At 68.5% G+C, this 12,905-nt stretch carries 12 protein-coding genes and 1 tRNA gene; 3 read left to right on the top strand and 10 right to left on the bottom strand.

The window, feature by feature from the left end; translation table 11 throughout:
- From rseP to rpsB, 8 genes are all read right to left on the bottom strand, one after another.
- Positions 1 to 1,377, bottom strand: a complete 1,377-nt coding sequence (gene rseP / locus PY257_RS02185; RefSeq protein WP_275738306.1) for an RIP metalloprotease RseP — start codon at positions 1,375 to 1,377, stop codon at positions 1 to 3.
- Between the two features lie 30 nt (positions 1,378 to 1,407).
- Positions 1,408 to 2,586 carry a 1-deoxy-D-xylulose-5-phosphate reductoisomerase gene (ispC, locus tag PY257_RS02180; protein ID WP_275738304.1) on the bottom strand — a complete coding sequence of 393 codons (1,179 nt, stop codon included), beginning with the start codon at positions 2,584 to 2,586 and terminating at the stop codon, positions 1,408 to 1,410.
- Entirely contained in the window at positions 2,583 to 3,437 is an 855-nt protein-coding gene (locus tag PY257_RS02175) for a phosphatidate cytidylyltransferase (protein WP_275738301.1), read from the bottom strand. Before PY257_RS02175 ends, ispC begins: the two co-directional genes overlap by 4 nt.
- Before the next feature lie 11 nt (positions 3,438 to 3,448).
- Complete coding sequence (gene uppS / locus PY257_RS02170; protein WP_275738299.1) at positions 3,449 to 4,183, bottom strand: polyprenyl diphosphate synthase; 735 nt, start codon at positions 4,181 to 4,183, stop codon at positions 3,449 to 3,451.
- A 22-nt stretch (positions 4,184 to 4,205) separates the two neighbouring features.
- On the bottom strand, positions 4,206 to 4,766 hold the full coding sequence (frr, locus tag PY257_RS02165; protein ID WP_275738297.1) for a ribosome recycling factor: 561 nt from the start codon (positions 4,764 to 4,766) through the stop codon (positions 4,206 to 4,208).
- A gap of 37 nt (positions 4,767 to 4,803) precedes the next feature.
- Positions 4,804 to 5,523, bottom strand: a complete 720-nt coding sequence (pyrH, locus tag PY257_RS02160; RefSeq protein ID WP_275738295.1) for a UMP kinase — start codon at positions 5,521 to 5,523, stop codon at positions 4,804 to 4,806.
- Positions 5,524 to 5,600: 77 nt separating this feature from the next.
- Positions 5,601 to 6,494, bottom strand: a complete 894-nt coding sequence (tsf, locus tag PY257_RS02155; protein ID WP_275738293.1) for a translation elongation factor Ts — start codon at positions 6,492 to 6,494, stop codon at positions 5,601 to 5,603.
- A 111-nt stretch (positions 6,495 to 6,605) separates the two neighbouring features.
- A complete protein-coding gene (gene rpsB, locus PY257_RS02150) occupies positions 6,606 to 7,358 on the bottom strand; it encodes a 30S ribosomal protein S2 (protein WP_275738291.1) in 753 nt (250 codons plus the stop codon).
- A gap of 294 nt (positions 7,359 to 7,652) precedes the next feature.
- On the opposite strand from rpsB, the gene PY257_RS02145 reads away from it, so the two are divergent.
- Positions 7,653 to 7,997 (top strand): FAD-dependent oxidoreductase, encoded by a 345-nt coding sequence (locus tag PY257_RS02145; RefSeq protein ID WP_275738290.1) that lies wholly within the window; start codon positions 7,653 to 7,655, stop codon positions 7,995 to 7,997.
- A gap of 31 nt (positions 7,998 to 8,028) precedes the next feature.
- Positions 8,029 to 9,549, top strand: coding sequence for an NAD(P)H-hydrate dehydratase (locus PY257_RS02140; protein ID WP_275738288.1), 1,521 nt, complete (start codon positions 8,029 to 8,031; stop codon positions 9,547 to 9,549).
- Positions 9,550 to 9,688: 139 nt separating this feature from the next.
- Here PY257_RS02140 and PY257_RS02135 read toward each other — a convergent pair whose 3' ends face one another.
- Positions 9,689 to 10,447 carry an SDR family oxidoreductase gene (locus tag PY257_RS02135; RefSeq protein ID WP_275738287.1) on the bottom strand — a complete coding sequence of 253 codons (759 nt, stop codon included), beginning with the start codon at positions 10,445 to 10,447 and terminating at the stop codon, positions 9,689 to 9,691.
- Between the two features lie 50 nt (positions 10,448 to 10,497).
- Positions 10,498 to 12,783, bottom strand: a complete 2,286-nt coding sequence (gene rnr, locus PY257_RS02130) for a ribonuclease R (protein ID WP_275738286.1) — start codon at positions 12,781 to 12,783, stop codon at positions 10,498 to 10,500.
- Positions 12,784 to 12,801: 18 nt separating this feature from the next.
- On the opposite strand from rnr, the gene PY257_RS02125 reads away from it, so the two are divergent.
- Positions 12,802 to 12,886, top strand: a tRNA-Leu gene (locus PY257_RS02125).
- The last annotated feature ends 19 nt before the right edge of the window (positions 12,887 to 12,905 follow it).

Here is a 12,905-nt window from a genome sequence, read left to right as displayed (position 1 = left end):
TTAACCCACAAAGAGCCGTGTGACATCGTTGAACAGGGCGATGGACATCATCACGAGAAGGATCGCCACGCCGCCGCGCTGCAGGCGCTCCATCCACGCATCGGACACGCCCCTGCCGGTCACGCCCTCCCAAAGATAATACATCAGGTGCCCCCCATCGAGGACCGGCAGCGGCAGCAGATTCAGCACGCCCAGACTGACGCTGATGAGCGCCAGGAACACGAGGTACTGCGTGAACCCCATGCTGGCCGACTTGCCCGCGTAGTCGGCGATGGTCAGCGGCCCGCTCAGGTTCTTCAGCGAAGCCTCGCCTATCAGCATGCGACCCATCATGCGCAGCGTCATGGCGGAGATGTCCCAGGTGCGCACCACGCCCTGCCACAGCCCGTCGATCGGGCCGCGGCGCACCAGCAGCATCTCGGGCGGTGCGCCTACATAGGCGTTGATGCGTCCAACGGTCTGGCCGTTGTCCTGCACGGCGCTCGGCGTGACCTGCAGTGCAAGCTGCTGGCCGGCACGCTCCACGATCCAGGCCTGGCTCAGGCCGGCACCGGCGCGCACGGACGCGCGGATGGCTTCGCGCAACTGCAGCCCATCGACGATGGCCGTGCCACCAATCCGCACGACCAGATCGCCCGTGCGCAGGCCGGCGGCCTGCGCGGCGCCTTCGGGCATGACATCGCCGATGACGGGCCGGGTCCACGGGCCGACGATGCCGATGCGGCGGAACAACTGCGCATCGGGCTCGCGCACCTCCAGCTCGGCCAGCGGCAGCAGCACCTCGTGCGCCGGCGCGGTGGCATCGGTGGCATCGGTGGCCAATGCCAAGCGCACGCTGTGCCGGTCGAGCGCGCCGCGCGTCAGCAGCCAGCGCAGCTCCTCGAACGAGCGCAGTTCCTGCAGTTCGTCGCCGTCGAGCGCTGCGCTGCGCACGAGTTCGCCGCCCCGTACCCCGGCCTGCTCGGCCAGCGAGCCGGCCACCGGACTCGCCAGGATGGGACGGGGCTCCTCGACGCCCAGCCAGTTGACGACGGCATACAGCAGCACGGCCAATACCAGGTTGGCCAGCGGCCCCGCCGCGACGATGGCCGCGCGCGCGCCCAGGCTTTTGCGGTTGAATGCGCGGTGCAGCTCCTTCGGATCCACCGGCGCTTCGCGCTCGTCGAGCATCTTGACGTAGCCGCCGAGCGGAAACGCGCCGATCACGAACTCGGTCGGCGATCCCTGGGGCTGCCAGCGCCACACCACCCGGCCGATGCCGATCGAGAAACGCAGCACCTTCACGCCGCAGGCCACGGCCACGCGGTAGTGGCCGTATTCGTGCACGGCGATCAGCACGCTCAGCGCGACGACGAAGGCAATGATGGTCAGCAGCATCCCGGGCTCCCGCTTGGCAGAAAAATGAGGTCAGGCCGCCAGCCGATGCACGGCGGCGTCTGCGGCGCGACGCGACCGGGCATCGATATCCATCAGGTCGGCCAGCGTGGAAGGGTTGGAGGGCGCTACCGCGTCCAAAGTTGCAAGATTGACCGCATGGATGGCGTCGAAGCGCAACCGGTGCGCCAGGAACGCCTCGACCGCGACTTCGTTGGCCGCATTGAGCACCGCCGTGGTGCCCGCCGTGGCGCGCAGCGCCTGCCACGACAGGTGCAGGCCGGGAAAGCGGCGCGCGTCGGCCTCCTCAAACGCCAGCGCGGCGAGCACGGCGAAATCGAGCGGCTTCGCACCGCTTTCGATGCGCTCGGGCCACGCGAGCCCGCAGGCGATGGGCACACGCATGTCGGGCGTGCCGAGCTGGGCCAGGATGGAGGCGTCATTGAACTGCACCATCGAGTGGATGATCTGCTGCGGATGGATTACCACCTTGATGCGCTCGGGCGGCAGGTCGAACAGCCAGCGCGCCTCGATCACTTCCAGCGCCTTGTTCATCATGGTGGCCGAGTCCACCGAGATCTTGCGCCCCATGGCAAAGTTGGGGTGGGCGCAGGCCTCGTCGGGCGTGATCCGCGCCAGCGTGGCCGGGTCGCGCTGGCGGAACGGCCCGCCGGAGGCGGTGAGCAGGATGCTGTCCACGCGCCGAGGCCAGCTCGCGCGGTCTTCGGGCAGGCACTGGAAGATCGCCGAATGCTCGCTGTCGATGGGCAGCAGCGTCGCTCCGCCGGCCTGCACGGTCCGCATGAACAACTCGCCGCCGACCACCAGCGCCTCCTTGTTGGCCAGCAGCAGGCGCTTGCCCGCGCGCGCCGCCGCCAGGCAGGGCGCAAGGCCCGCAGCGCCCACGATGGCCGCCATCACGGCATCCACCGCATCGTGCGATGCTATTGTTTCAAGAGCATCCACCGCAGTCAGAACCTGCGTTGGAAGCCGATTTGCCTCTAACTTCTCGGCCAGCAGTCGGGCGTGCGGGGCGCTGGCCATCACGGCGTAGCGCGGCGCGAACCGCGCGCACTGGGCCAGCATCAGGTCCACCTGCGTGGCGGCGCTGAGGGCGAACACCTCGAAGCGCTCCGGGTGGCGCGCCACCACGTCGAGCGTGCTGGTGCCGATGGAGCCCGTGGAACCCAGAATCGTCAATCGCTGTTTCATGCGTGTGCCCAGGTCGACAGCATCATGGCCAGAGGCAGCGTGGGCAGCAGTGCGTCGATGCGGTCCAGCACGCCGCCGTGGCCGGGCAGCAAGGCGCTGCTGTCCTTCACGCCGGCACTGCGCTTGACCAGCGACTCCACCAGGTCGCCCACGACGCTCATCGCGGCGAGCACCAGCGCGGCAATGCCGACGGCCCACCAGCCGTGCTGCGCGAGTTGCGTGTAGAGGCTGGTGTCGCCCGCCTGCGTGCGCGCGGCCACGCCGCCCCAGGCGTATGCCAGCAGCAGCACGCCGGCCATGCCGCCCCATACGCCTTCCCAGCTCTTGCCGGGGCTGATGGATGGAGCGAGCCTGGAGCGCGTCCAGCGCAGTCCGAAGGCGCGACCCGCGAAGTAGGCGCCGATGTCGGCCATCCACACCAGCGTCAACACGGAAAGCAGGAAGCCGACCCCGGTCACCCGCGCCTGCGCGATCGCCAGCCACGCCGCCCACAAGGCGGCCATGCCGGCCGCCAGGCGCAGCCAGACGGGAATGCGGCTCCAGCCGGCCACGCCGGCGCGCAGCAGCGCCGCGCCGCCCGCGACCCACAGGAGGGACACCATGCCCCATAGCGCCGGCCATGGCTGGGCCAGCCCGCCCAGCGCCCACGCCACTGCGCAGGCAGCCACGACGGCCAACGCCATGCCGATGGCGCCCAGGCCGTTCACGCCGTTCAGGCGGCTCCACTCCCATGCCGCCGCCGCGATCATCACGAGCGACAGCGCGGCGAAGGGCTCCGGCCGGGGATAGAACAGCGCGGGCAGCAGCATGGCCAGCAGGACGATGGCGGTGATGACGCGCTGCTTGAGCATGGCGGAGTGGGTCAGGCCGTGCGCTTTTCAGCGATGGGGATGGCAACGACCTGCTGCGAGGTCTGGCCGAACCGGCGTTCGCGCCGCGCGTAGTCGGCAATCGCCGCGTCGAGTTCAGCCTCGTCGAACTCGGGCCACAGCACGTCGCTGAAATACAGCTCGCTGTACGCGATCTGCCACAGCAGGAAGTTGCTGATGCGCTTCTCGCCGCCCGTGCGGATCAGCAGGTCGGGGTCGGGCACGTGGGCCATGCCCATGGCCCGGCTCAGGCCGACCTCGTCGATGGGTTCGCCGCGCGCGGCGAGCGCCGCTGCCGCATGCGCGATCTCCCAGCGCCCGCCATAGTTGAAGCAGACGTTCAAGACCAGCCGCGTGTTGTGGGCGGTGGCGGACTCCGCCTGCGCCAGGCCGCCGCGCACCTTGTCCGACAGCCGGGTGCGCTCGCCGATGAAATGGAGCCGCACACCGGCTTTCTGCAACTGTGCGACTTCGCGGCCCAGCGCCATCGCCATCAGTTCCATCAGGCCGGACACCTCGTCGGCGGGACGCTGCCAGTTCTCCGACGAGAACGCGAACACCGTCAGCACGCCCACGCCGCGCTCGATGCAAGCGTGCACGCAGCGCCGCAGCGCGTCCACGCCCTGCTTGTGGCCCGCAACGCGGGGCAGCAGGCGCCGCGTGGCCCAGCGCCCATTGCCATCCATGACGATCGCAATGTGGCAGGGAACGGGAAGCTTCGCGGCCATGGCGGAAAAGAAAACCAGGCGGTCAGACCGCCATGATGTCCTGCTCCTTGGCCGCCACCAGCGCGTCGATCTCGGCGATGTGCCGGTCCGTGGTCTTCTGCACGTCGGCCTCGGCGCGCTTCTGGTCGTCTTCGGAGGCGAGCTTGTCCTTGACCAGCTTCTTCACGGCTTCGTTGGCGTCGCGGCGCAAGTTGCGGATGGCGACCTTGGCGCTCTCGCCCTCATGGCGGACCAGCTTGGTCATCTCCTTGCGCCGCTCCTCGCTCATGGGCGGCATGGGCACGCGGATGAGGTCGCCCATCGAGGCCGGGTTGAGGCCCAGGTCGCTCTCGCGGATCGCTTTCTCGATCTTGGCGCCCAGGCCCTTTTCCCATGGCTGCACGCTGATGGTGCGGGAATCGAGCAGGGCCACGTTGGCCACCTGGCTGATGGGGACCATGGAGCCGTAGTAGTCGACATGCACGGTATCGAGCAACGCGGGGTTGGCGCGGCCCGTGCGAATCTTGGCCAGGTTGTTCTTGAACGCTGCGATGGACTGCGCCATCCGGGCGTCGGTGTTCTTCTTGATGTCGGCAATCGTCATGTTGTTTCCTTGGGCGCGAGCCTCGCGCAAAAGGTGGTCAGGCATGCACCAGCGTGCCCTCGTCTTCTCCCATCACCACGCGCTTGAGCGCGCCATGCTTGAAGATCGAGAAAACCTTGATCGGCAGGTTCTGGTCGCGGCACAGCGCGAAGGCGGTGGCGTCCATGATGCCGAGGTTCTGCGCCATGGCGTCGGCGAAGCTGATGTGGCTGTAGCGCGTCGCCGCCGGGTCCTTGTGGGGATCGGCGGAATACACGCCGTCGACCTTCGTGGCCTTGAGCACGAGTTCCGCGCCGATTTCAGCCCCGCGCAGCGCCGCCGCGGTATCGGTCGTGAAGAAGGGGTTGCCGGTGCCGGCGGCGAACACGACGACCTTGCCTTCTTCGAGGTACTGGAGCGCCTTGGGGCGCACGTAGGGCTCCACGACCTGTTCGATCGCAATGGCCGACATGACGCGCGCCGTGAGCCCCGCCTTGTTCATCGCGTCGGCCAGCGCCAGTGCGTTCATGACCGTGGCCAGCATGCCCATGTAATCGGCGGTGGCGCGGTCCATGCCCACGGAGCCGCCGGCCACGCCGCGGAAGATGTTGCCCCCGCCGATCACCACCGCCACCTCGACGCCCATTCGCGTGACCTCGGCGATCTCACCCACCATGCGCTCGATGGTCGCGCGGTTGATGCCGAATGCATCGTCCCCCATGAGCGCCTCACCCGACAATTTGAGCAAGATACGCTTGTGGGCGGGCGTGGCTGTCATGAAAGAGGCTCCCTGAAAAGTGCCGTGAGTGTAGTGGGAATCGTTGGGGGATTCGAGGCCCTCGCCTGCTGCGCCGTTCAGGCCGCGCCCTTGGCGGCGGCGACCTGCGCGGCGACCTCGGCAGCGAAGTCGTCGGCCTTCTTCTCGATGCCTTCGCCCACGACATACAGCGTGAAGCCCTTGACCGACGTGTTCGCGCCCTTGAGCATGGCCTGCACGGTCAGCTTGTCGTTCTTCACGAACGACTGGTCGAACAGCGCGACCTCCTTCAGGAACTTCTGCACCGAGCCGTCGACCATCTTGGCGACGATCTCGGCGGGCTTGCCCGACTCGGCGGCCTTGGCCGCAGCGACGGTGCGCTCCTTCTCGATCAGTTCGGCGGGCACTTCGGCGCTCGACAGCGCCACCGGCTTCATCGCGGCCACGTGCATGGCCACGTCCTTGGCGGCGGTGGCATCACCCTCGAACTCCACCACCACGCCGATGCGCGTGCCATGCAGGTACGAAGCCAGCTTGGCGCCCGACGCGAAGCGCTTGAACCGGCGGAAGCTCATGTTCTCGCCGATCTTGCCGATCAGGCCCTTGCGCACGTCTTCCAGCGTGGGGCCGAAGCCGTCCTGGCTGTAAGGCAGCGCGCCCAGCGCTGCCAGGTCCGACGGGGCGTGCTTGGCCACGAGTTCGGCTGCGGCCTGGGCCACGGCGATGAAGCTGTCGTTCTTGGTCACGAAGTCGGTCTCGCAGTTGACCTCGATCAGAGCACCTGTTGCGCCATCGACATAGGCGGCCACCACGCCTTCGGCCGTGACGCGCGAGGCCGCCTTGCCGGCCTTGCTGCCCAGCTTGACGCGCAGCAGTTCTTCGGCTTTTTCCAGGTTGCCTTCGGCCTCGGTCAGGGCCTTCTTGCACTCCATCATCGGTGCGTCGGTCTTGGCGCGCAGTTCGGCGACCATGCTTGCGGTAATTGCAGCCATTACAAATTCTCCGTATTCGGTTCTTGGAACAGATTGTCAAAGGGTGGGGCTAAAAAAAAGGGGGCAATGAAGCCCCGCTTTTTCGCGATGTCTCGCGGCAAGAAACGGGGTTCAGGCCGCGGCTTCTTCCACTTCCACGAATTCATCGCTGCTCTCGGGCGAAACGGCACGCACGACGTCGTTGACGGCGTTGGCGCGGCCTTCGATGATGGCATCGGCAATGCCGCGGGCATACAAGGCCACGGCCTTGGCGGAGTCATCGTTGCCGGGGATCACGTAGTCGATGCCTTCGGGCGAGTGGTTGGAGTCCACCACGCCGATGAGCGGGATGCCCAGCTTCTTGGCCTCGGCCACGGCGATCTTGTGGAAGCCCACGTCGATGATGAAGATGGCATCGGGCAGCGCGGTCATGTCCTGGATGCCGCCGATGTCCTTTTCGAGCTTCTCGATCTCGCGCGAGAAGGTCAGTTGCTCCTTCTTGCTCAGGCTGTCGAGGCCGGCTTCCTGCTGCGCCTTCATGTCTTTCAGGCGCTTGATGGAGGTCTTGACGGTCTTGAAGTTGGTCAGCATGCCGCCGAGCCAGCGCTGGTCGACATACGGCACGCCCGCGCGCTTGGCCTCGTCGGACACCAGCTCGCGCGCCTGGCGCTTGGTGCCCACGAACAGGATGGTGCCGCGGTTGGCCGCCAGTTGCTTGGCGAACTTGGCCGCTTCCTGGAACAGCGGAAGCGTCTTTTCCAGGTTGATGATGTGGATCTTGTTGCGATGGCCGAAGATGTAGGGGGCCATCTTGGGGTTCCAGAAGCGGGTCTGGTGGCCGAAGTGGACACCGGCTTCCAGCATTTCACGCATGGTCACGGACATAGTAATACTCCAAAGGTTAGGTCTGAAACCCAGTCCGACATTTGCGGCCCGCCATGCATCCATGCCCCTGGCGAGAACCTGCAACACCTTTGCAGGACTGGTTCGTGGTTAGGGCGCCGCCGCTGGCTGCAGCAACACGCCCGGATTGCCGGGGGCCATCCCCAGCAAAGCCCGACGAGTATAACATGCACCCCCCTGCGCCCTCCCTGCACGCACACCCGCCCACAGAGCCCGCCCGGCGCATTCCAGCCTGCACGCGCAGAACATTCCGCCCCGTCTGCCTTGGCTTCCTGCATGAAAATCGCGATCGTTGGCGCCGGCATCACCGGCGTCTGCACGGCCTACGAACTGGCCGCCGACGGGCACGACATCACAGTCTTCGAGCAGCACGGCACGGCGGCGCTGCAAACCCTGTACGCCACCTTGCAGGAATCCTTCCCCGGCGCCGCCGAATACACCGATGGCGTGCCAGTCGTCGGCCCCCTGGCGGACCCGCGGCCGTGGCTCAATGCCGGCCATGGCGCCAACGGCTGGGCCGTGGCCTGCGACTGCGCGCGGTTGCTGGCGGATCTCATCGCCGAGCGCGCCCCGCAGGCGGACGCGGCGGGCTACGCGCCCGCGCGCTTCGGCGCGGCCTGAGGCGCCACCCCGGCGCGCGCAGAATGCACGCATGAGCGAGCCCCCCACCCTGCGCATCGTCTTCGACCGGCCGCATGCCCTGTTCGACATCGCCACCACCCGCGACATGGAGGCAGCGGCGCTGGCCGCACTGCCGCCCTTCACGCTGATGCAGCGGGCCGGCGGCGCGGTGGCGGCGCTGGCGCGCGCACTGGCGCCGCACGCACGCACGATGTGGGTCGTCTGCGGCGGCGGCAACAACGGCGGCGATGGGCTGGAGGCCGCGGCCCGGCTGCGCGCGTGGGGCATGCCCGTCACCGCCACCTGGCTGGGCCATCCCGATCAGGCCCCGGCGGATGCGCGCGCCGCCTGGCGCCGCGCCGTGGATGCCGGCGTGGTTTTCACGGACGGCATCCCTGCGGGCCTGGGCGCGGACGACCTGTGCATCGACGCGCTGCTGGGCATAGGCGGCGGTAAACCGGGCCGGCATCCGGCGGCGCAGCGCATGCAGGCGCTGCTCGATGCCATGCACGCATCGCCAGCGGCCATCCTGTGCGTGGACCTGCCCTCGGGCCTGGATGCCGACACCGGCGTGCGGCATATGCGTCCACAGGCGCTGCATGCGGACCGCCTGCACACGCTGAGCCTGCTGACCCTGAAGTCCGGCCTGTTCACCGGCGACGGGCGCGATGCCGCGGGCCAGGTCTGGTGCAACACGCTGGGCGTGGAGGCCGATGCCGCGCGGGCCTGCGCCGTGCTGGGGCACCGGCCCGCATCCACGGCCCGCGCGCACGCCAGCCACAAGGGCAGCTACGGCGATGTCTGCGTGGTCGGCGGCGAAGGCATGCAGCAGCGCGGCATGGGCATGTCGGGCGCGGCGCTGCTGGCCGCGCGCGCGGCGCTGCACGCGGGCGCGGGGCGCGTCTTCGTCGGCCTGCTCGACGGCGGCGCGCTGGCGGTCGATGCGGTGCAGCCCGAATTGATGTTCCGCGCCATCGATGCGCTCGACTTCGCCGCCACAGCCACAGCCACCGTCTGCGGCTGCGGCGGCGGGCATGCCGTGGCCGGCGTGCTGCCGCAGGTACTGGCCGCGAGCGGGCGCCTGGTGCTCGATGCCGACGCGCTGAACGCCATTGCGCAGGACGACGGCCTGCGCCACGCGCTCGCAAGCCGCGGCGCCCGCGGCCAGGCCACCGTCATCACGCCCCACCCGCTGGAGGCGGCCCGCCTGCTGCGGACCACCGCTGCCGACGTGCAGTCGCAGCGCCTGCACGCAGCCGCGGCGCTGGCCCGCGAATTGCAGGCCGTCGTGGTGCTCAAGGGGTCGGGGACGGTGATTGCGCACGGCGACCGCAGCCCCGTCATCAACCCCACGGGCAATGCGCTGTTGGCGACGGCGGGCACCGGCGACGTGCTGGCGGGCATGGTCGGCGCGCGCCTGGCGCCGCAGGGCGCCGATGCGTTCGACGCGGCGTGCGCCGCCGTCTACGCGCATGGGCTGCGCGCCGACGCCTGGCCCGCGGGCCGCCCCCTGACCGCCGGCCGGCTGGCAAACGCAGCCAGTGGCGCCTGAAACGCGGCCTTTTCGATGCCTCCATTCTTTATACTCCCTGGGAGTATGCACTTGTCTTCGGCTTTTTTATTGCGGTGGCGGCTACCATAGGGGGGGGAGTATGCAGACGGCAAGCCCCCCGGACGCGCCCTGGGCGGCATCAGCCCCGGCCCACGAAAGGCATCTTGGTCGCCATGACCGTGTGGAACAGCACGTTGGCTTCCAACGGCAGGCCCGCCATGTAGGCCACGGAGCGGCCCACGATCTCCACGTCCAGCAAGGGCTCGGCGGCGATCTCGCCGTTGGCCTGCATCACGCCGCGGGCCATGCGCTGCGCCATGTCGGTGGCGGCGTTGCCGATGTCGATCTGGCCTACCGCGATGTCGTACTTGCGCCCATCGAGCGATGCCGCCTTGGTCAGCCCCATCACGCCATGCTTGGTCGCGGTGTAGGCGATGGAGTTGGGGCGCGGCGCGTGCGCCGAGATGGAGCCGTTGTTGATGATGCGCCCGCCGCGCGGCTGCTGCTGCTTCATGGCGCGGAACGCCTGCTGGATGCAGATGAACATGCCGGTCAGGTTGGTATCGACCACGCTGCGCCACTGGGCGACCTCCAGGTCTTCGAGCGGCACGCCCGGCGCATTCACGCCGGCGTTGTTGAACAGCAGGTCGACCCGGCCCCAGCGCGCCACGACCGCGTCGAACAGCGCCTGCACCGACGCGGGCTGGCACACGTCGGCGGGCACGGCCAGCACGCGGTCCGGCACACCGGCCTCGTCGGCCACCTGCCGCAGCACGGGCTCGCGGCGCCCCGCGAGGGCCACGGACCAGCCGTCGCGCAGCAGGGCCCGCGCGGCGGCGCGCCCGATGCCGGTTCCGGCTCCGGTGACGATGGCGATCTTGCGTGCTTGTGGCTCCATGGCTGCACCGTGTTTTCGTCGGGGGGGGAGATGGGCCGCGCCCAGGCGGCTCAGCGGCGCGGCTTGCGCGCCTTTTCCTTGGCCTTTGCCTTGGTCTTGGCCACGGCCTTCTTGACTGCGGACTTGATGGCATCGATGGGCGAGCGCGCAGGCGCGGCAGCGGCGGATTTGCGCGGCGCCGCCTTCCTGGCCACCTGGCCGGCTGGCGCGTCGCGCGGCACAACGCCCTTGTCCTTGAGCGCGCGCGGCACCAGATCGGCGCCTTCGTGCACGATGCGGAAATCTATCTTGCGCCCATCTAGATCGACGCGGCTGACCTGTACGCGCAGCCGGCTGCCGATGGCGTAGCGGATGCCCGTGCGCTCGCCGCGCAGTTCCTGCCGCGCCTCGTCGAACTTGAAGTATTCACCGCCCAGTTCGGTGATGTGCACCAGGCCCTCGACGTACATGGCGTCTAGGGTCACGAAGATGCCGAAGGACGTGACCGCCGTGACCACGCCGCCGTATTCCTCGCCCAGGTGCTCGCGCATGTACTTGCACTTGAGCCACGCCTCCACGTCGCGGCTGGCCTCGTCGGCGCGGCGCTCGTTGGCGCTGCAGTGCAGGCCGGCGGCTTCCCAGGCCTGGGTTTCCTTCGCGGCGGCGGCGCTCAGCTTGCGGGGCGCCGCGCTGGGTTTGGCCACGCGGCTCGCCATCCGCTTGGCGAGCTTGGCATGCGCCTCGCCCGGCGTGGGCAGGACGGGCAACTGGTAGCGGGTCTTGTCCAGGATCGCCTTGATGACGCGGTGCACCAGCAGATCCGGATAGCGGCGGATGGGGCTCGTGAAGTGGGTATAGGCCTCGTAGGCCAGGCCGAAGTGGCCGCTGTTGATGGGCGTGTAGATCGCCTGCTGCATGGAGCGCAGCAGCATGGCGTGGATCTGCTGCGCGTCGGGCCGGTCCTTGGTGGCCGCGGCGATGGCCTGGAACTCCGACGGGTGCGGCTCATCGCCGATGCTCATGCCCACGCCCATGGCCTTCAGGTAGTTGCGCAGGATCTCCTTTTTCTCGGGCGTCGGGCCTTCGTGCACGCGGTACAGGCCCGGCTGCTTGCCCTGTGCGATGAAGTCGGCGCTGCACACGTTGGCAGCCAGCATGGCCTCTTCGATCAGGCGGTGGGCCTCGTTGCGCACGCGCGGCACGATCTTCTCGATGCGGCCGTTGTCGTCGCAGATGATCTGCGTCTCGGTGGTTTCGAAGTCCACCGCGCCGCGCACCTGGCGCGCGGCCAGCAGCGCGCGGTACACGTCGTGCAGGTTCAGCAGATCGGCCACCCGCTCCTTGCGGCGCATGGCCTCGGGCCCGCGCGTGTTGGCCAGGATGGCGGCCACCTCGGTGTACGTGAAGCGGGCGTGGCTGAACATCACCGCCGGGTAGAACTGGTAGGCCTGAACCTCGCCCTTGGCCGTGACGAGCATGTCGCACACCATGCACAGGCGCTCCACCTCGGGGTTGAGCGAGCACAGCCCGTTGGACAGCTTCTCCGGCAGCATCGGTATCACCCGGCGCGGGAAGTACACACTGGTGGCCCGGTCGTAGGCGTCCACGTCGATGGCCGAGCCGGTCTGCACGTAGTGGCTCACGTCGGCGATCGCCACCAGCAGGCGCCAGCCCTTGGCGCGCCCGACGCGCGCGGGCTCGCAGTAGACGGCGTCGTCGAAGTCGCGCGCATCCTCGCCGTCGATGGTGACCAGAGGAATGTCCGTCAGGTCGACGCGCTGGCGCTTGTCCTGCGGACGCACCTTGTCGGGCAGCGCGCGGGCCTCGGCCAGGCAGGCTTCGGAGAACTCATGCGGCACACCGTACTTGCGCACCGCGATCTCGATCTCCATGCCCGGGTCGTCCACTTCGCCGAGCACTTCCTTCACGCGCCCCACGGGCTGGCCGAACAGGGCCGGCGGCTCGGTCAGCTCCACCACCACCACCTGTCCCGGCTTGGCAGTGCCGGTCGCGCCCTTGGGGATCAGCACGTCCTGGCCGTAGCGCTTGTCTTCGGGCGCCACGAGCCAGACGCCGCTTTCCTGCAGCAGCCGCCCGATGATGGGCTGCGGGGGACGCTCGATGATCTCCACCACGCGGCCCTCGGGGCGGCCACGGCGGTCCAGGCGCACGATCCGCGCCTTGACGCGGTCCTTGTGCAGCACCGCGCGCATTTCGTTGGGTGGGAGGTAGATGTCGGACTCGCCGTCGTCGCGCACGACGAACCCGTGGCCGTCACGATGCCCCTGTACGGAGCCTTCGATTTCTTCGAGAAAGTTGTTCAAGCGATTGCTTGAGCTTTGATTTTTAAGATACAATCTTGGTCTTCCTGAGATGCCCAGGTGGCGGAATTGGTAGACGCACTAGTTTCAGGTACTAGCGAGTAACATCGTGGAGGTTCGAGTCCTCTCCTGGGCACCAAGTTTAATGAAAACCCCAA

It is taken from the genome of Curvibacter soli (genome assembly GCF_029211125.1).
GTDB classification, from domain to species: domain Bacteria; phylum Pseudomonadota; class Gammaproteobacteria; order Burkholderiales; family Burkholderiaceae_C; genus Curvibacter_A; species Curvibacter_A soli.
The sequence above is the reverse complement of the archived record's forward strand: the minus strand, read 5'-3'. Positions and strand labels throughout refer to the sequence as shown.